General features: G+C 45.7%; 17 protein-coding genes. 5 read left to right on the top strand and 12 right to left on the bottom strand.

Annotation, left to right across the window (positions count from 1 at the left end; genetic code table 11):
* Positions 1-208: 208 nt before the first annotated feature.
* The 6 genes from BLU97_RS05070 to BLU97_RS05045 all read right to left on the bottom strand — a co-directional run bounded on the left by BLU97_RS05070 (position 209) and on the right by BLU97_RS05045 (position 7,727).
* Entirely contained in the window at positions 209-2,575 is a 2,367-nt protein-coding gene (locus BLU97_RS05070) for a TonB-dependent receptor domain-containing protein (protein WP_081352879.1), read from the bottom strand.
* 21 nt (positions 2,576-2,596) lie between these two features.
* Entirely contained in the window at positions 2,597-3,427 is an 831-nt protein-coding gene (locus BLU97_RS05065) for a radical SAM protein (RefSeq protein ID WP_254771666.1), read from the bottom strand.
* An 87-nt stretch (positions 3,428-3,514) separates the two neighbouring features.
* A complete protein-coding gene (locus BLU97_RS05060) occupies positions 3,515-4,009 on the bottom strand; it encodes a GNAT family N-acetyltransferase (protein ID WP_081352878.1) in 495 nt (164 codons plus the stop codon).
* Positions 4,000-4,947, bottom strand: a complete 948-nt coding sequence (locus BLU97_RS05055) for a DUF418 domain-containing protein (protein ID WP_254771665.1) — start codon at positions 4,945-4,947, stop codon at positions 4,000-4,002. Before BLU97_RS05055 ends, BLU97_RS05060 begins: the two co-directional genes overlap by 10 nt.
* A gap of 191 nt (positions 4,948-5,138) precedes the next feature.
* Complete coding sequence (locus tag BLU97_RS05050; RefSeq protein ID WP_175456308.1) at positions 5,139-7,262, bottom strand: outer membrane beta-barrel protein; 2,124 nt, start codon at positions 7,260-7,262, stop codon at positions 5,139-5,141.
* Positions 7,263-7,373: 111 nt separating this feature from the next.
* Complete coding sequence (locus tag BLU97_RS05045) at positions 7,374-7,727, bottom strand: hypothetical protein (protein ID WP_074760537.1); 354 nt, start codon at positions 7,725-7,727, stop codon at positions 7,374-7,376.
* 269 nt (positions 7,728-7,996) lie between these two features.
* Here BLU97_RS05045 and BLU97_RS05040 point away from each other — a divergent pair, with 269 nt between their 5' ends.
* From BLU97_RS05040 to BLU97_RS05025, 4 genes are all read left to right on the top strand, one after another.
* Positions 7,997-8,902: a LytR/AlgR family response regulator transcription factor gene (locus BLU97_RS05040; RefSeq protein ID WP_074760536.1), complete on the top strand. Its 906-nt coding sequence runs from the start codon at positions 7,997-7,999 to the stop codon at positions 8,900-8,902.
* Positions 8,899-9,645 (top strand): peptidylprolyl isomerase, encoded by a 747-nt coding sequence (locus BLU97_RS05035; protein WP_074760535.1) that lies wholly within the window; start codon positions 8,899-8,901, stop codon positions 9,643-9,645. The genes BLU97_RS05040 and BLU97_RS05035 overlap by 4 nt, the downstream gene beginning before the upstream one ends.
* A 152-nt stretch (positions 9,646-9,797) precedes the next feature.
* A complete protein-coding gene (locus BLU97_RS05030; protein WP_074760534.1) occupies positions 9,798-10,202 on the top strand; it encodes a ferritin family protein in 405 nt (134 codons plus the stop codon).
* A 6-nt stretch (positions 10,203-10,208) separates the two neighbouring features.
* On the top strand, positions 10,209-11,315 hold the full coding sequence (locus tag BLU97_RS05025; protein ID WP_074760533.1) for a radical SAM protein: 1,107 nt from the start codon (positions 10,209-10,211) through the stop codon (positions 11,313-11,315).
* Between the two features lie 73 nt (positions 11,316-11,388).
* Here BLU97_RS05025 and BLU97_RS05020 read toward each other — a convergent pair whose 3' ends face one another.
* The 4 genes from BLU97_RS05020 to BLU97_RS05005 form a co-directional block, all read right to left on the bottom strand.
* A complete protein-coding gene (locus tag BLU97_RS05020) occupies positions 11,389-11,871 on the bottom strand; it encodes a hypothetical protein (RefSeq protein WP_139208834.1) in 483 nt (160 codons plus the stop codon).
* Between the two features lie 140 nt (positions 11,872-12,011).
* Positions 12,012-12,443, bottom strand: coding sequence for a hypothetical protein (locus BLU97_RS05015; protein WP_074760938.1), 432 nt, complete (start codon positions 12,441-12,443; stop codon positions 12,012-12,014).
* A 147-nt stretch (positions 12,444-12,590) separates the two neighbouring features.
* Positions 12,591-12,908: a heavy metal-binding domain-containing protein gene (locus BLU97_RS05010; protein WP_013064104.1), complete on the bottom strand. Its 318-nt coding sequence runs from the start codon at positions 12,906-12,908 to the stop codon at positions 12,591-12,593.
* Positions 12,909-12,929: 21 nt separating this feature from the next.
* A complete protein-coding gene (locus BLU97_RS05005) occupies positions 12,930-14,108 on the bottom strand; it encodes a PDZ domain-containing protein (RefSeq protein WP_074760531.1) in 1,179 nt (392 codons plus the stop codon).
* A gap of 291 nt (positions 14,109-14,399) precedes the next feature.
* On the opposite strand from BLU97_RS05005, the gene BLU97_RS05000 reads away from it, so the two are divergent.
* Positions 14,400-15,905 (top strand): pectinesterase family protein, encoded by a 1,506-nt coding sequence (locus tag BLU97_RS05000; RefSeq protein ID WP_139208832.1) that lies wholly within the window; start codon positions 14,400-14,402, stop codon positions 15,903-15,905.
* A gap of 96 nt (positions 15,906-16,001) precedes the next feature.
* Here BLU97_RS05000 and eno read toward each other — a convergent pair whose 3' ends face one another.
* Both eno and BLU97_RS04990 read right to left on the bottom strand, forming a co-directional pair.
* Complete coding sequence (gene eno, locus BLU97_RS04995) at positions 16,002-17,309, bottom strand: phosphopyruvate hydratase (protein WP_074760530.1); 1,308 nt, start codon at positions 17,307-17,309, stop codon at positions 16,002-16,004.
* Between the two features lie 160 nt (positions 17,310-17,469).
* A complete protein-coding gene (locus BLU97_RS04990; protein WP_254771664.1) occupies positions 17,470-19,677 on the bottom strand; it encodes a TonB-dependent receptor in 2,208 nt (735 codons plus the stop codon).
* Positions 19,678-19,716: the final 39 nt, after the last annotated feature.

Raw genomic sequence — 19,716 nt, 5'->3', positions numbered from 1 at the left:
TGCTGCAAAGATAAGGAATAATACGTAAAATGCAAAAAAATACGTAATATTTTCGCTCATTTCATTACTATTTGTTACTTTTACACCCCAAAACCATTCAATTTGACATAAGTATCGATATAACAAACCATCAGCAGTGATATAAGGTATATATCACATATACCGATACCACTGCTGATTTCAACCAAACATAAATTTATTATCATAACTAATTACTGCCCAGGCGCTCCTGTTCAGTTTTACCTGCTCCGCTGCCCTTATACTTGCTCTTAGTAGCGTTGAAGGTGTAGCGGATAGTGATATCCAACCTATGACTACGCACTTGGGTCTTCTGTTCGACATAGAAGAACCCACAGTCCATAGCCACATTCTGTACGTCGCGCTGAAGCACATCATTTATGCTGGCTCTCAGGCAGAGAGCATCGTTTTTGAGCCAGCACTTCTGCACCACAAATCGAAGATAGAAAGATGGGGAGAGCGTACGGATATTCTGCACGTCGCCCTTTGTCATGATGTTGGTATTGGCCTCCAACTGCCAACGATGTCTCAGGCGGAAGGTATTATTGAGGTTGAAGAAAAAGAAGGGCTTGTTGTAGGTCACATCTTTCTTGCCAGTGTCTGTGCGAGGGTCGTCGTAGGATATCGTGTTCCAGAACTTCTGTCCACCGATGGTCCACGAAGGACTATAGATTCCCCATGTTTGGTTGGCTGAGAGAAAAATGCCGAGATTGCGTACGGGATCTTTCAGATTGGCCTGCTTCACCAGCATGATACCTTCATTATTATAAGCCATAGGCATTTGGGTGATGCTATTGTCGCGACGCTCGTAGTGCACAAAGAGGCTCAGCCATTTATAGTGGGCATTGATGCTCATTTCCTGTCTGATGGAATTCTTCAGCTTCGAGTCGCCCTGCTGCAATGTTAAGGAATTAATATACATGATGTGGTCGCTGAGTAAGCTATAGTTGGGGCGCATGGTTCTCATGGCGTAAGTCAGCGAAGTCTGGACAGGGCCCAACTGCTTTGACCACGTTATGTTAGGGAAGAACTCATCCTGATAGCGCGTCATACTGTTCTTGTCGTTAAGATGATCCGTATAGTCGAAGCCCACATGCTCATAGCGTAGTCCTACACTCAACAAACCCCATTTTTGCAAGTTAGCATTATAGGTCACGAAGGCAGCCACATTGTTTTCCTTCACCTCAGAATCGTTCGAGGGAAGAGGATAGTTGGTGATGCTCGAACAGCTCTCGCGCTTGGCAAAACTCATCTCCGTACCTACCTGCAGATTTCCTTTCCACACGGGATAGCTCAACACCATTTTAGCAGCCCAGAGGCGTGACGAAGAATTACTTTTCTGCTCCATCTGTTGGGGGGCAGGCAGTAATACTTTGATAAGGTTATCGGAGTTTTCCTTCTCTGTCAGGAAATCCACATTCAAGTCGATGTTAAGTTTGCCCATCTGACCGTTATAGTAGGCGTTTCCCTGCCAATTATAAGGATAACGGTTATGACTCTCCTGACTCGAACGATCACGCCCCGTCAGATTGTTCTCTGTATCTTCCCACATGTTGTTATACGCTTTGAACTGGTTGTGGTTTTCCACCCTTGCACCCAGTGAGTGCCGGTTGTTGATTTGCCAGTTGAAGCCCAGATTGGATTTTACCCACATTCTGTGCCAATTGTCGCGGATATGGCTATCTTGAAGGATGTTCTTGATGCTGCCGTTATCTGCGAGGAAGGTGGACTGTTTGATGCTCAAGTCGTTAGGATCATTCCTCTCCCAATAGTTCACCATTCCAAAGAAGTCGAGATTGTTATGACGATAACGCAGGTTCAAGGTACTGCTAGGGGCGCTGTAGCCGAACACCAGATCTTGCTCGTTGGCTGCCATCAGGTCGAAGCCGAAGCCCTCGCCCTGTCTTCTTACCGTTTTGATACGCACCACAGCCGATACGGTAGCATCGTACTCTGCGCCTGGGTTAGTGATCACCTCTACACTCTTTATCTCTTCAGAGCGCAGCCGTTTCAATTCGTCATTATCCTGCATCTTGCGCCCATTAATATAAAAAATAGGTGTACCCTTGCCCAGCACCTCCAGTTCATCGCCTCTCAGCGTCATGCCTGGCACTTTTGCCAGCATTTCTTTTGCTGTGCCCGAGCTGCCAAGTACGGTGCCCAGTATGGTGGTGATCATCGAGTTGCCCGTTAGTTTGGTCTTCGGCATATGACCTTTAACGGTTATTTCTTTCAACATGTGCTGGTCTTTCTCCATACGGACGATACCCACTTCCGTGCCTTTCACATCGACATATTTAGTGCGATAGCCGATATAGGATAATCTTAAGATGCAGCATGCATCTGTTGTCTGAATCAGGAAATACCCGTTCTCATCGCTTGTTGCACCTTGTATATAGGTTGAGTCGGCCGTGAGCAATGCCACACTTACGAATGGCATGGGCTCACCCTGCGCATCGACTACTCGTCCACCAACATCTTCGGTCTTTGCCTGTGCTGTCACTGTCATCATTATTGCAGCCATCCAGACCACCATTTTCAAAACAAACTTTTTCATAACTATTGTCAATTAATTATATTACAACGATTTAATATTCATCCGATACTGTTCGAGGTTATCTTCACTCAAAGCGGCCTTAGCAGCCTGAAGGTCGTGAATGAGTAAATCTCTGTCCGCAGGCAGACCGCCAGTAAATGTGACAGGATTACTCACGGTGTTGCCAATGAGCTGAGTTTTGCAGTTGAGATTTTGAATGAGCGTAACCAACTCATCTATCCGCTCATGCTCTGTGGCGGGGGTGTATTCACCGCGTTTCACTTCGTCATACAGGATGCTGTCTTGAAATAGAGTCAGCGAGACGAAATTTACACTTGCCGGATGTATCTGGCTGAATACATGGGCTGTGCGTATCGCATTCCGATTACCAAGACCTTGACCGGCAAGCCCTGTGAGATATGTCAGGTTATAATGAATACCCGCATCGTCAAGCCTATGGCATTGTTCTACGATGTCGGCCGACAGATAGCCCTTATTCATTCGGACGAGTACATCGTCATCACCACTCTCGGTGCCGATGCTGATATAGTCGAAGCCTAGTTGACGAAGATTCCTAAGTTCTTCTTCCGTTTTGCGACTGATGTCTGTAATACGGGCGAAACATCCGATTGTCGGCTGTCCATCACGCAGATATTTTCTGATGAGCAAGGCAATGTCTGCCAGTCGATTGAATGTTAGTACCATCGGGTTAGCCCCAGTCAGGAATACACGATGAGCACGGGGTTGATATACTTGTATGACCTTCAAATCTTCCTCTATTTCCTCCATTGGCGACATACGAAACTTCTGTGTTCCGTAAAGCGAACAGAATTTGCAGCGATGGTGCGAGCAACCTGCCGTTACTTGAAGCAATTGAGATGTGGCCTCGAAAGGTGGCCGCCAAACTGGACCATTGAAATGCAGTAACTCCATAAGTAAACAAAATTAGTTTGTATAAAATCAAATTTTCTTTTCTCTCAGTTCGAATCTGCCTTTGCGCCAGGCAGCATATCCCGTAACAGCATATCCGGCTTTGTTGTAAAGCTTTCGCGAATACGGATTCTGGGTAAAGCTATCGAGACGTATAGAATCATATCCTTTGGATTTGCATATCTTTTCGATATAGCAGAGCGTTCGGGCAGCAATGCCTTGGTGCTGGAACGATGGTGCAACACAAAGCCGATGTATCACGATGTAGCGCGAGCCTGGAAAGAGCCATCTGCCGTTCTTGTACTCGTCATCACATTCCTCGCAAAGCACAAAGCAGACGGCAATCCAGCCATCCTCAATGCCGATGAACATTCGGTTTTCAGCAATGTCCTCAGAAATAATCTGCTTGTCGGGATAGACCTCGTCCCATTGGTGGATACCGTTCTTCTCCATAGCGACAATCGCCTCGGAATAAACGGCGAAAACCTCATCTAACTGTTCCTCTGATGCCGTCCTTATATCCATGTCAATTTCCTCCAAATACCCTCTAATGGCCCGCGAGAGTGATTAGCGAACCAATAACGTGCAAAAAGATACTGACAGACAATTATCCCACATCCAATCATAACGGCATAGGTAGTACCTAAATAGTTGTAACACCCCAGTCCATAGCCGCAAAAGATAAAGCTACCGATGATAGACTGGAGCAGATAGTTGGTGAGACTCATCCGCCCCATCACACAGAAACAATGGAGCACACGCCTGAAACCCTTAAAAATGTACCATGCAAAAACGATTAACGATACCATCATCATCATCATTGAGAAATTGTAAATGGAGGTAAACCATGATTCCAGTCTGCTCAGATCAACAAGATTGTATGAGAAAACCAAATATGTCGACACACAAGCAATGATACACCAAGCCCCCAGGTTATCTCTCTCATTATAGAATAGTCGCTGGCGCCCAAGCTGCATGCCGAGGATGAAGAAGCAGAGCAACTGCGTCAGTCGACCGCTCACAATATTGAAGCGTAGGTTCATTTCAAATCCATATAGTAGGTTGGTGAGTATATTGCCACAAAACGAAGCATGCTCATGAGCCTCATTGGCGATACCAAACAACATGTAAAACCTGCTATTATCAATGCTATAGCCAGTAAGGAGGCAAAAAAGTTCCACTGGTTGGATGGCTAAAACAGCGATTATGCACCACACCCATTTAGATGGCAGATAGCTGATGGGTATAAGCAGTAAGCCATAGCATGCATAGAGCATCAGGATGTCACCATCGTAGAAGGCCATATTAATGATGCCAAAAAGGAATAGCAAGCACATCCGCCAGGCAAAACGCCCAGAAAAACTTTTGCCCTTCTGCTGCTGATTGTCATTCATGATGAAGAAGCTCAAGCCGAATAGCATGGCAAAGATGCCATACATCTTACCTGATAACAGCCATGTCAAGACATCGGCCACCAACTGGTCGTACGCTAACGTATGCGCTATCTGATCCTGCGTAAAAATATTAAAATGTTCAACAGAATGAAATAAAATGATGCCGGCCACAGCGATACCTCTCAGTGCATCTGCCACCTGTATCCGGTCGTTAGGAAGATTTTGAGTTCTATACATTTTCTTTATGAGACGATTGTAATTTACATTCGATTGATTGCATCCTGCCCAGCATTACTACCACGATATTTGCTGCGTGATGCGTTGAAACGGTAATGAATGTCGAGCGTGATATTGCTTTTATGCTGATTGAATTCTTTACGAACAGAGCAGTTGCCATAATCGGCTACGGCATCGTAAACGATACGGTCGAGCAGATTATTACCAGACAATCGGAATGTGAGATTGCCATTCATATATGTTCGTTGAAGAGCCACATTCAATATCCATTTAGGTTGCTGGAGTAACGAGTTCTTATAGCTCATCTTACTTTGGTACTGAAGATTGATTTCCAGTTGGCATGGGATATTATCCCGATTATCTATCTTAAAGGTATTGTTGGCCATCACGACGAACATAGGCCGAGAAAAAGAGGCCGTCCGAACACCTAAAGGCTCGGAAACATCTTTTAAGTCAAGCGTCAGGAACTGTTTCGAAAAGCCTATGGTGTAATTGGGCATCCAGCATCCTAATCTTGGTTGTGCCACGATATAGGTGGTGATACATTTTACTGGCTCAGGAAGATTCTTTGGTTTCAACAAGATAGGTCCGTAATCGTAATAAGAACCAGCCCAGTCCATGATGGCACGCTTGGCATTAAGATAATCGAAAGCAAACACCAACCACTTATAATTGGCCGAAAGCGACAACGTTTGATCGATGGTATTATCAAGTTGCGGATTACCATTCTCATAGATAAACTTACTATGATATCTCATCGCGTCGATCAACTGCCAGTATTGCGGGCGGACCGTTCGCACGGTATAGTTGAGGGAGAGGTTCAACGGTCCGAAGCCTTTGCTCCATGAGAAGAAAGGAAACAGTTCGTCCTGCCTCGTCTTGTTATTGTTGGCAGATTCATGGATGTCCTCATAATCACGGACAACATGCTCGTATCTTAATCCTGCCATCCACTGACCGATAGGCGACATGAGCGAATATTCAGCAAACAAGGATGCCGTTTTTTCGTGTGTATTTGATGCTGATACCATAGAGAGCGATTGTGATTCATAAGCATTGTCATTGTTGACGCTCACATATTCACCGCCGAGTTTGAAGCTGCTCTTCTTGTAAGGATAGGATAACACCAGTTTAGTAGCCCACAGGTTATTTCTTGTATAGGTGCTGGTAGGAAACTGGCGCGACTCTATCGTGCCCTTTTCCTTGATGTCATTATTCTGGCATGCCTTATGGTGATACCTGTCGAAATTCCAATCGATAGATATGTTTCCAATTTTCCCGTTATAATAGGCATTGAACAGATACCCACTATTGGGACGAATACGCCAATTGTCGAGCGTCGTCAGGCGGTCTTTCAGCTCACCATTAAACCATACTGTTTCTGATACAGTCTTATCGGATTTATCACTCCAGCAACCATCAAACCGCACCATAGCGCCAACCGAATTGCTGTCATTCAGCTGCCAGGCACTCCCCAAATTAAACTGGTAGCCAGCCGAGCGTTCATGGATGCTGTAATCTCCAATCTGCTCACTGCTGACATTTGTGGATTTGGTTGTAGCAGCCATTTCTCCTCCTTCATTATAGTGACCTATCCAGTTATTGGCACCACCAAAGATATCTATATTCTTATGACGATAATTCAGTGCCAGATTAAGTCCAGGAGAGGTTTGCTCACGATAGAGCGACTGCTCCAGCCTCATTTTGGCATCCAGTCCCAGGCCTTCGCCCTGAATACGTCGGGTTTTGATTTTCACTACAGCCGAGACCGTAGCATCATAATCGGCACCAGGATTATTAATCACTTCAACAGCACGTATCTGCTCAGAATTGATCTGCTTCAATTCTCCCAGATCGTAGATGCGCCGACCGTTTATATAATATATAGGTGCGCCACGCCCTATTACTTCCAGGGTTTCGCCATTCTTCATCATGCCTGGCACTCTTGTGAGCACATCCTCGGCACTGCCCACATGCTCCAGATCGGAGCCCACGATACGGGTTTCTATAGAATTGGCCTTCACCTTACTTCTGACTGGTGCTGATACCACCACCTCTTTCAGCTGCTGCACTTCATCCAGACGACTGTGAGCAGCCGAATCCATCACTTCGCCTTGCGCTGACAAATCAGCAGGAACACTTGCCATAAACATCATTAAGACAATAAATACATGGCATTTAACAATACCTTTCTGTTTCATTTATATTTCATTTCAAAAAGAATATATACTTTAGCACATCATTCACAACAGAGTAAGTTACAGCAAAAAAAGATGCATAACTATTATAATAAAAATGATTAGCGTTATCAAAACATCTCCTACGCTTGGGGCGTATTCCATCTTTTCAGAGAGATTGCAAAGCTTATCATCCCCCCTTTCTACATGCCCTGAATCTGATTCCACTTTGCAGGTTTTAACAGGATTGGATTTCACCTTACTTCTGACTGGAGCTGTAACAACTACTTCTTCAAGTTGCTGCACTTCATCCAGACGACTGTGAGCAGACGAATCATTCACTTCGTCCTGCGCCGATATAGCAGCAGGAGCACTGGCCAACAACATCATGAATACGATGAAGACATGGCATTTAACATGCATTTTAAGTTTCATTTCTAATCCTATTTTATCTATTTATAATAACTGTAGCACTTCAATCACCGCAGAAAAACCGCGGCAAAGATAAAAGGAATAATAATACCATCCAAATAACTGGGACAGATGCACCATTTTGGGGATGAATACTTTGGGACGCGTGATTTTCCATTCGTGTACGAATCCTTTCCATTCATCCCCAAACCCTTATTTTTTCAGTGTTTTGTGCAATTATTATAAAAGAAATAGCTACCTTTGCACCAAATTAAACATATCATACGAGAGAAATGAAACAGATACCCAAGGTCATTATCAAAGACTATCTCATTTTCAGCATCGGTCTATTCTTGATGATTGTCACGCTCGAACCATTCAACACCCGTGATTTTATCAAGACCACCCCGCATGCCTACTTGTGGTTTGGGTTAGAGGCGATATCGTTTTTTGTGATTTTCATGTTGTGCGAAGTCGTCACCACATGGAGATTTCATCTGCCGTGCGATTATTCCATGCCACGCGAATATCAGATACGTCGCCTTCTACATATCTTTATACCCTGCATTGTGCTCAATGCGCTTTTCGATGGAGAATTTTTTTCTATAGTAAGTAATGGATGGAGCGGATGGCGCACAATCTGGTTTGACGAGCAGGGCCAATTCTCTCTTTATTGCATCATGTGCGATCTGATGGAGGCCTTGTTTGTTGGCTCGTTTTTATTAGCCTACATGCTATTCGTCACTCATCTGCGCATGCAGAAATACGTCATCAGCGAACTGCAGGAGATTAACTCTGCACTTGAGACTGAGCAGAACTACCTCAAGCCGCAAGCTGAAGGTGCATCCAGTAAGATTACGATCAGTTGCTATCGGAATGACACGCTGATAGTGGATCCACAGGATATTCTATATATAGAGTCGATGGGCAACTACCTGAATGTCGAGTATTTTGATGATTCAGAGTTACGCCAGAAACGTTTGCGAAGCACTCTGAAAGACATCGAGGACATACTGGCACCCTACCCTTACATCTTCCGTATCCACCGCGCATTCATGGTCAATATCAATTACATCACACAAATATCCGGCAATGCCGCTGGCTACAAAGTAGAACTGTTCAGTACCGACAAAATTCTGCCGGTATCAAAGTCAAATGTTTCCATTTTCAAGGAAAAAATAAAAAAACATTCAATATGAAACGTATTTCTATTTTAGCTTGCGCTTTGGGTCTGGCTTGGAGCCAGCTCTGCGCTCAGACTTCAACCACCGAAGTACTCTTCGAAACCACGAAGGGCAACATCCGTATCGCACTCTACGACGAGACACCACAGCACCGCGACAACTTCTTGAAGCTTACCAAAATGGGCTCGTACGATTCGCTGTTGTTCCATCGTGTGATTAAGGATTTTATGATCCAAACGGGCGATATCTTTAGTAAGAAAGCCAAACCCGGACAGTTGTTAGGTTCAGGTGATTACGACTATACCACCGAGGCAGAGTTCCGCCTGCCTAAAATATTCCATCGTCGTGGTGTGGTAGCCGCTGCACGCGAGGGCGACGAAAAGAATCCAGAGCGCCGTTCTGGTGCCAGTCAGTTCTACATGGTTTGGGGCAAGGTGTACGACGATCGCCGACTGGATTATACCCAGCAGAAGATCGACTCGATAACTGACGGACAGGTAAAAATTACCCCTGAGATGCGCGAGGTATATAAAACCATCGGTGGCACGCCCCATCTCGATGGCCAGTACACTGTTTTTGGTGAGATTATCGAGGGTTTGGATGTAGTCGAAGCTATCCAAGGTGTGGCCGTAGATAAGAACGATCGCCCCTTAGAGGATATCCGTATTCTGAAGGCCACCGTTACTAAGGACCTCCCTGCCCCACCTGCTCCAAAAGCTACTCCCAAACGTAAAGTAGCACCTAAAAAAAGAAGATAATACATATATATTGTTATTCATATCGCAAGCGATATTTAGTTAATTCTTCTTAAAGTATTATCTAAATCGCTTGCGATATAAATTATTCTTGTTACCTTTGCATCGCTTTTTAGTTGATAACATCACAAAAACAACAATATATATTAAGTACAATGATTTACGGAAAAACGAAAGATACCGATTTTGAAAAGCTGTGCGATGGAGCTGCTAAGGCCGAGGCGCAGGGAGTAATGGTTTATTATGCGCTGGCTCGAATGGCGCGCGAACAAGGTTATCCCGAAGAGGTTTCGACTACGTTTATCGAGATGGCGAATCAAGAGGCAGTGCATGCAGGATTCTATGCTACACTGATGGCTAAGTACGATAGCGATATCTGGAAGATTGCCGAGAACTTTGCCAAGGGTGAATATCACGGCGAACAGCAGGTAAACCAGTTTGCCCAGGCATTACGTGCTATAGGACTGGATGAAGCTGCCGACGAGATGGATGTGTTTGCCAAGCAGGAGCGTCATCATGGTGATACGCTTACAGAGTTGATTAGCAAGTATAAAAAATAAATCAGTATGGAAAGTCAGAGTGCCATCAATTTGGCAGAGTACATGAATGGCAGCATTCGCAATATCATGGCTACAGCCTATAAGAATGTGCTGAGCAATCCCCGTGAAGCGAAGTTTGCCTTCAAGATGCAGCGCCTGTTCGAGAAATCGGAGAAACGCCGTAAGAAGATGGCCGAGAGCGAAGGCTTGGATGTGCCACCTTTCTTAATTAGCAGTATCTCAACCACCTGCAATCTGCATTGCAAGGGTTGCTATGCCCGTTCCAATGGAATAGCCGAGGATAACGAGGCCGATCGCAAGGCCACACTTACTCCTGAACAGTGGCGTCACATTTTTGAAGAGGCTGCTGAGATGGGTATCAACTTCTCGCTGCTGGCCGGTGGCGAGCCTATGATGCGCAAGGATATTCTGGAGCAAGTGGCCGAGGTTAAGGACATGATATTCCCCATTTTCACCAATGGCACACTGATTGGTCCATCGTACTTGGAGTTTCTGCGCAAGAATCTGAACATGGTGCCCATCATCAGTCTTGAGGGTACTGCCATCGGTACCGACGAGCGTCGTGGTCAGGGAGTATTTAAACGTGCTATGCAGTCGATGGAGATGTTGAAGTCCGAGAATCTCTTCTTCGGTACCAGCATCACCGTTACTACCGAGAACATGCAGTTGGTTACATCTGCTGATTTCATTAATCAGCTGCGCGACTATGGTTGTAAGATTGTGTTCTATATCGAGTATGTGCCCACCGAACCAGGCACTGAGCATTTGGCATTTAGCGATGCACATGTGGCCCAGATGGAACAGGTACTCGAAGAACGCCGCACAACTTATCAGGATATCATCTTCCTGTCGTTCCCTGGCGACGAGAAGGCTTTAGGTGGCTGTTTGGCCTCAGGTCGCGGCTTCTTCCATATAGGTCCCGATGGATCGGCCGAGCCCTGTCCGTTCTCGCCATTTAGCGATAGTAACGTAGTAGAACTTGGTGTACGCCAGGCACTTAAATCACCTTTATTCAAGAAGATTCGAACTGCCCGCGCATTAGGTTGGGAGCACACCGGCGGTTGCACTCTTTTTGAGCATCGCGAAGAAATAGAGCAGATGATGAACAAATAAATAAGCTCATATATTGATTAATGGATTGAAAAAAGAGGGGCTTGCCGTTGTAATATGGCAAGCCCTTTTTATATTATTTGATGCGTTTTAATATAGCTTGTGGACTGCTACTGATTTCGGTAAGCGTCTGTCCATCCTGACTCAGCTCGTAGTTAATGGGCTTTTGGCTTTTTACACTGATGATGGTTAACTTATTTCCTTTAATAGTATAGCTGGTATTTCCACTCGATTGTCCTGTTTTAAATTTCATTTTCGCCATCTTACGATAAAACCATGAGGCGCCATTGGCTTTGGCTTTATCTTCATCGAATTTCAAGACGGTGGTTACGTGCGCCGTTTTCCCATCTATGAACTTTACCGTTCTTTTGGCTGTAATAGCGCTTGTGATGGCTTGGATATTGCTCATTTCATTTTTGTCGGCTTGCGCCTTTACCTCTTTAATACCTGCAGCAAACATATTGTCGCAATGATACACTCGACCAATAAGTTCACTCTGACCGCATACATTTACTACTGCCGCAAAAGCAATAGTCATAGTTAAAATTATCTTCTTCATTTTTGTTATTTTGATTGAATAATTTCGCTGGCAAAGGTAACGTATTATTTCCTTATGCCCAAATCCTATAACATTCATTGTATATTTTTCAGGATTCGTACCAAAGGTCTGCATTTTATTTGTTCAATGATTCTGCTTATTTATTTGTTTCCGCATTTGCTATATAGTTGCTTGCAATAAGCCCAGCCACCGGTCGACCATAATGCCCATACTATCAGTACTGGCTGGAAGAACAATCTTACCAAACGAGCCGTATCGGTATTCAGGTTAAAGGCATCGATATGATTTACGTACTGATTGATGTTACCTGGGAAGATGGCAACATAAAAGAGAGCCAGCAACGCACCTACCACAGGGCGATACTTCTTCCACATCAGCAGCATGCCCAGGCCCAGACAAATCTCAACTACACCCGACGCCAGTACCACAAAATCGGTAAACGCTGGCGAGAACTGTAACCATGTGGGCACCTGTGCCACAAACTCCTGACGTGCAATTGTCAGATGACTAAAACCTGCATAGGTCATAAACATACCTAACAGCACTTGTGCTAAAATCTTAACGTACTTCATATTCATTCGTTTTTTTGATCCTATTATCTTAATTGCGCTGCAAAGGTACATAGAATAATTTATATCGCAAGCGATTTAGTTAAAACTTTAATAAGAATTAACCAAATATCGCTCGCGATATGTTTAGCTAAACTATGGTAGTTAAAGCTATAGCACAACTGCTGTGCCGCTGGCGGCTACCATCAGCATAGAGCCGTTGGCTCCGATGGTCTCGTAATCCAGATCGATGCCTACAATGGCGTTAGCACCTAACATCTGGGCGCGCTCCATCATCTCGCGCATAGCCTCGTCCTTGGCCTCGCGCAACACTTTCTCATAGCTGCCGGCACGACCACCTACGATATCACGAATACCAGCAAACAGGTCCTTAAACATGTTTGCACCGATGATTGTTTCACCTGTCACTACACCCTTATACTCACGGATAGTGTGACCTTCGATTGTTGGAGTTGTTGAAAGTACCATAATTAAAAAATTAAGTTATTATTACCAATATTCTTTTGCTTCAAGTATCACATGTTTTTGCTGGCCCTGTGGCGTCACGATATCAAGTTCGTGGCGTGGTGCTTTGTGCAGGGCTTCCTCCTCGTCCCAGCTGTAATCCTTTACATCGCGACCATTAATGGTGGTAATCGTGTCGCCTATCTCCACACCAGCCTCGTGGGCCTCGCTCGAACGGTTCATATAAAACACCACCCAACCACGACAGATATCCGTACGGTTTCGCCAGCCATAACCATATCTCTTACCGATGGGGTCATCGGCTTTATGTCGGCGAAGATAAAGCATCTGTTTCTTGGCATCGATAATGATATTAAACCTATCCCAAACGTCGTTACCGATAATACCCAGATAAGGTCGGTCGCTCATAGCCCCTACCCCCTCAGGCACATAGCTGATATCAGCATAACGGATGGTGTCGCCACCTATTAGGATATGGTCGCTCATCATCTCAACCGACGTCTCCATCGCCTTATCGCCAATACCAGGCTGAGCCATATCTGCCAGGTAGCGCTTGCCTTCAATTTTATCAAGAGCGAACTCGGTCACGGCACCCGATGTAAAGGTAACCGAACCACCACTGCCCGTATCCATCAAGTACCAGCCACGTATCTTCTTGCCGCCCAACTGCACCTCAGCCTGCAGCATAATCCTATTATTCTCGTATTTTATGGGTAACTGCTGATAGCCCTCGGTATTGGGCTTGGTGCTGGTGTACTGCTTAAGATACTGCTTTTCGAAGTTGATCTCGAGCTGATATTTCGAGATATCCTTGATGCCCCAGATACCATCCACATGGCGATTAACAATGTCGCGCAACTTAAATATCGGCACTATCTGATATTGCTGCACCATATTTCCCATCTGTACCTTGGTGCCATCGGCTATCACACGTACCATGGTCGATCCTGCGGCACCACCAGCTCTGGCCTTACCAACTTTCTGCGGATGCCAGGATGATTGCGCAAGTGCCACACTATCGATACCAAAGATGTTAGCGGCACCTGTATCAAACAGCGTATTTACGCGCAGATTATCGTTAATGGTAGTCTGCAGATAGATATGGCCGTGATACACAAACGGCATCGTATTATCGTTGGCATTATTCTGTGCCAAACCATTCAGGCTGCTTAATGCAAGTATGATAGTTGATAACAGTTTCATAAAATAGCGTTTTTAAATAATCCTATCTGTTGCAAAATTAAGCATAATTCCTGAAAGGCCCAAAAATATTAGCGTTTTTTGGTAATAATTTGCTTAACCAATTAATTCAAACGGTCATGGCCTATACGTAAACGGCTAAAAGATGAGATGGCAATCCTGCCCAAGCTAGTTAATCACAAATAGGTATCAAATTAGCATAAAAAAAGAAGCAATATTTGGTGGTAAACAAAATAATATGTACCTTTGTCAGCGAAAACAAACAATAAATATCAAAAACAAACAGCAATCAAGATGATAAAAAAACTGATTTTTGCACTGGTGATTGGAGCCAGTAATAGCGCATTGGCTCAGGTAAGTATGGTAAAAATGCAACCCGCATGTGGGGCACAGGATGTAAATATCGATACCCATTTGGAGCTCACACTTTCCGACACTGCCTCGATCGGCCAGAAAGGTTTCATCTCGGTTTACGATAAACAATCGGGCAAACTGGTTGATCGCTTGGACTTAAGCATACCTGCCGGTCCTACACAAGGACAGTCGCGTAATCCTGCAGCACAATACACGTCTATACCTTATATGTATAAGGCATCACAAAACATCACCAACCGTAACACCAAAGCCGGAACACCATCGGGCGTAAACGCTATCGATAGGTCGCGCTATCAGTTGGATATCATTGGCGGATTCTCCGATGCCTTCCACTTCTACCCCATCATCGCTCACGAGCGACGCTTTACCATCTACCTACATCATAACATGTTGGAGTACGGGCACGAATATTACGTAACCATTGATAACAACGTCATTAAAGGTTTTAAAGGTATAAAAGGAAAAAATGCGTGGTCTTTCAAGACAAAAAGTAAAGCTCCCGATGCAAATAAACGCACGCTAACAGTTTCTGCCGATGGACAAGGTGATTTCTCTACGATACAAGGTGCCATGGATTTTATCCCTGATTCGCTAGCTACAGAATACAGCCGTTATTGCGTGCAGGTAAAAAATGGCGATTATCAGGAGTTGGTATATTTCCGCAACAAGCGCTTTGTAACCATCCAAGGCGAAACACGCGATAGCGTGGTTATCCATTACCCCAACAACGAGGTGTTTAATCCTCATCCATCTGATATCAAGACCAACGAGGTGCGTGGCACATTTCCATCTCGACGAGCAGCCTTTGCAGCCGACAACTGTAGCGATCTGATTTTCAAGGATATCACCATTAAGACCGATTGTAAAGGTCAGGCCGAAGGACTCTTGGTTAATGGCGAACGGAACTACTTTGAAAACGTTCATGTTATCGGCGACGGCGATGCCCTGCAGGCCAATGGTAGCTGTTACTGGTTAAACTGCCAGATTGATGGTGGCGGCGATACGATATTAGGTCGAGGTCCTTCATTCTTTAATCATTGTACGATAACCAGCTATGGTGCGTTTATGTGGATACGCAACACTGCCGAAAACCATGGTAACGTGTTTGTTGATTGTCACTTCAAAGGCTTGTCGGATTACGCAGAATTGGGTCGTTTACCCGACAATAAGGGGCGTAACTATCCCCATGCCGAGTGCGTACTACTCAACTGCACACTCGAGAACATCCCTGCAAGAGGCTGGGGCGTGATTGATAATGGTGCCCAAACAGCCACCATCCTCGAGTTTAACAGTCACGATACCGAAGGATATCCTGTAGATACTACCAAACGTAACCCTCTCATGCGTCAACTGCATCCAGTCCGCGATGCCGAGCTGATTGGAAAATACTCGGATGCCAACTGGGTACTTTACCATGGGATTTAAGATTATATAGGAAATACAAATGCAGACAAGCTTCACAGCTTATCTGCATTTTTAAGTTGTTTTATTATAAATGATTTACTCAAAAAGTTAATGCGTTTATTTCAGTCGCTGGTAGCCGTATGAAGCTGTGCTGCCAAGCTCTTCCTCGATACGTATCAACTGATTGTACTTGGCCATACGGTCGGTACGAGAAAGTGAACCAGTCTTGATTTGTCCAGAGTTTGTGGCTACTGCGATGTCGGCAATCGTGGTGTCCTCTGTTTCACCCGAGCGGTGAGAGGTCACTGTGGTGTAGCCGTGTCGGTGCGCCATTTCAATAGCCTCCAAGGTCTCTGTCAACGAACCAATCTGGTTCACTTTAATCAATATCGAGTTAGCAGCGCCCATCTTGATACCCTTCTCAAGGAACTTGGTATTGGTCACAAACAGGTCGTCGCCCACCAGCTGGCAGCGGTCGCCAATCTTCTCGGTCAGTTTTACCCAGTTATCCCAGTCGTTCTCGTCCAGTCCGTCTTCGATAGAGTCGATAGGATACTTAGTAATGAGCTGCTCCAGATAAGCAATCTGCTCATCGGCTGAGAGCTTCTTGCCGTTAGGATCCTTCTTCGCACCATTCTTAAGCTGACGATAGTCGTAGAACCACTGTCCATTCTCGCAGGTAGCAAACTCAGATGCGGCACAGTCCATTGCAATCTTTACATCCTTACCAGGCTCATAACCAGCTTTCTTAATAGCCTCTACAATGGTGTCGAGTGCATCCTCGATACCGTCGAAGTTAGGCGCATAGCCGCCCTCATCACCTACGGCTGTAGAAAGACCACGTGCCTTGAGCAGCTTGGCCAGGTTATGGAATACTTCGGCACCCATACGGATGGCCTCGCGCTCATTGCTGGCACCTACAGGACGAATCATAAACTCCTGGAAAGCGATAGGGGCTGCAGAGTGTGCACCACCATTTACAATATTCATCATAGGCACAGGTAAGGTGTATGCATTGCAGCCACCTATATATCTATAAAGAGGTATATTCAGTGCCTTAGCTGCAGCCTGAGCGCAAGCTAACGATACACCGAGAATGGCATTGGCACCCAGTTTCGACTTGGTAGGAGTACCGTCGAGAGCCAGCATCTTATAGTCGATGGCACGCTGTTCCAGCACACAGTCGCCCTTCAGCGCAGGTGCAATCACTTTGTTTACATTGTCGACGGCCTTCAATACACCCTTACCCAGATAGCGTTCTTTGTCGCCATCGCGCAGTTCAAGGGCTTCGTTCTCGCCAGTCGATGCTCCTGATGGCACAGCGGCACGGCCCATGACTCCATTCTCGAGTGTTACTTCTACCTCTACTGTTGGATTACCTCTTGAATCGAGAATCTCTCTCGCATGAATCTTTTCAATTTTCATATTTTACTTCTTACTTTTATAACTAATAACTAACAAAATCTTTTTCGGCTGCAAAGGTACGGCGAAAAAAAGAATTGCGCAATACCTAAAACACGGGGTTTTAAGCATTGCGCAACATTTAAACGCAACATTTGCGATTAACCATAAGTAGGTATTCGCGTTACATAGAGATGGGCACTACCAACTTGAAGGTGATGTTGCGGCCCATGTTATATACGCCTCGACGGCCGGTAACCACGTTTTCGTCGGCATACTTCAAACGGCTCAGGTGGTTCTGATAGGCCTTGTTCAGCAGGTTATCGGCGGTAATGTAGAACTCTGCTATTTTCTTACCTTTTACCTGAATATCGGTTCCTGCCGAGAGATTGAGTAGCGCATAACCGGGTGTCGCTGTTTCTGTATCGTCGGCGCTATAGATATGCGACTGCTTCAGATAACAGTCGAGACCAGCGGCAATATAGAGGTTATTCAGTACCGAACGGTGGGCTGCATCGGTAGTATGGTGATGATTTACCGTGGTATGCGAGTGATGGAACAGCTCCCACTTCAGTTCCGAGGCCCATTTAGGTGCCGGCGTAAAGGGCAGATACTTCGTACCCGGTTCGGCATGCATCTGCTGTGCATCAACAAACGAAAAAGTGTTCGAGAAATGCACGCTGTGTACAGGATGTAAGTCCACGCCCGCCTCGAAGCCTAACAATCGGGCATCGCTCTGGGTGTAGGCGTAAGTCAGGTAGCCTTCCTCTATCTCATCTGCCAGTCGGTGGGTAAAAATGTAATTGTCGATACGATTGGCAAAAAGTGACAACTGTGCCGATACATATTGCGAAGTAAACTCCAATCCCAGGTCGGCCTGCATACTGTATTCGGCCTTCAGATCCTGGTTTCCAATCTCGTAGCGCAAAGAACCCTCGTGTACACCGTTTGAAGCCAGTTCGCTCATGTTAGGTGTACGGAAACCGCGAGCCAGATTCAGGCGCAGGTTAAAGTGCTCATTGATGTTGCATACGGCACCGATGCTACCTGTTACGCCGTTGAAATGGCGTGCGAAAGCCTCCCCCGCCCCCTCCAAAAGGAGGGGTGAATTCAACGACAATTCTGTTATTCCCCTCTCTTTGGAGGGGCAAGGGGAGACTTCCAGTCGGCGATGATCGTAACGCAATCCACCGTTCAGTGTCCAGTTGTCGCCAAGACTCTTGGTGGCAGTGGCATAGAAACCGAAGTCGAACAGTCGGTAGTCAGGAATCAGATACTCTTCGCCCTCGTTACCCGACTTCTGATACATACCACCAATACCAGTCGACAGTTTCCAGCCGTTAAACTCGTTGGTAACGTAACGCAGGTCGTATGTCAGTGTGTGCAACTTGAAATACAGCTCGTACTCATCCATCTCTTCCTCGAACTCCTGACGGCGGTTCTGCTGGTAGCCGATGATGGCCTTGAGATAGCCCGACGACAGGTTCAGCGAGTTGTCCCATACCACCTTGTAGTGCTTTACCTGCTGGAATGGGAGTGTTTTCGAGTACTGATGTCCGGTCCAACCATCTTCATGGTCTAGTTCACCGGTTTCAGCATCACGCTCTCCTTCTACGATTCCCGGTGTTAAGTGATAGGCGGTCAACGTCAAGCGCGAGTGCCCCCACCCTTTGTTCAGGCCCAGCATCAGTCGACCTGCTCTTTCGCGGAACTGCGAGCCAGGCACATAGCCATCGTATTTATTCTTATAGGCATGTGCCATTTTATCGCTATAGCGGGCATCCCACACAACCCCCTTCTGGTTGCCTGCCATTTGCAACGAGTAATTAAAAAGACCATTGTTGGTTTGGTATTCGGTACTGATATTACCTTTCAGCTCACCCTCGGCCAGTGTTGGTTGAGCGTGCAGGATAACCACACCTGCCATGGCATCCGAGCCGTACATCAGCGAGGCAGGACCTTTCAGTATCTCAACACTGCCCACGCTGCTGCCATCTACCTCAACACCATGCTCGTCGCCCCACTGCTGTCCTTCCTGGCGCACACCTTCGCTCATCACTACCACGCGGTTATAGCCCAGTCCGCGGATGATGGGCTTCGAGATGCTACCACCGGTAGTGAGCTGACTCACACCAGGCTGATGGGCGATGGCATCAATGATATTGGTAGAGGCCGTGGCCTTTAATATCTGTGGTGTAACAATGCTCACGGGTGCTGTGGCGTGTTTCAGTTTCGTATCGCCCGTTACGCCTGTTACTGTTACTTCGTTTAAGTTCAGATGGCGGAAAAACACATCTGTTGAATCTTCTATATGGTGATGTTTACTATTATCCTGAGCTGCCACTGCCATGCATACGCACAACAATGGCAGAATGATATATCTTGCTTTCATTCTGTTATCTAATTAATTCTATGTTATATATATGTATGT

It is taken from the genome of Xylanibacter ruminicola, assembly GCF_900107775.1.
In the GTDB taxonomy this organism is placed as follows: domain Bacteria; phylum Bacteroidota; class Bacteroidia; order Bacteroidales; family Bacteroidaceae; genus Prevotella; species Prevotella ruminicola_C.
The sequence above is the reverse complement of the archived record's forward strand: the minus strand, read 5'-3'. Positions and strand labels throughout refer to the sequence as shown.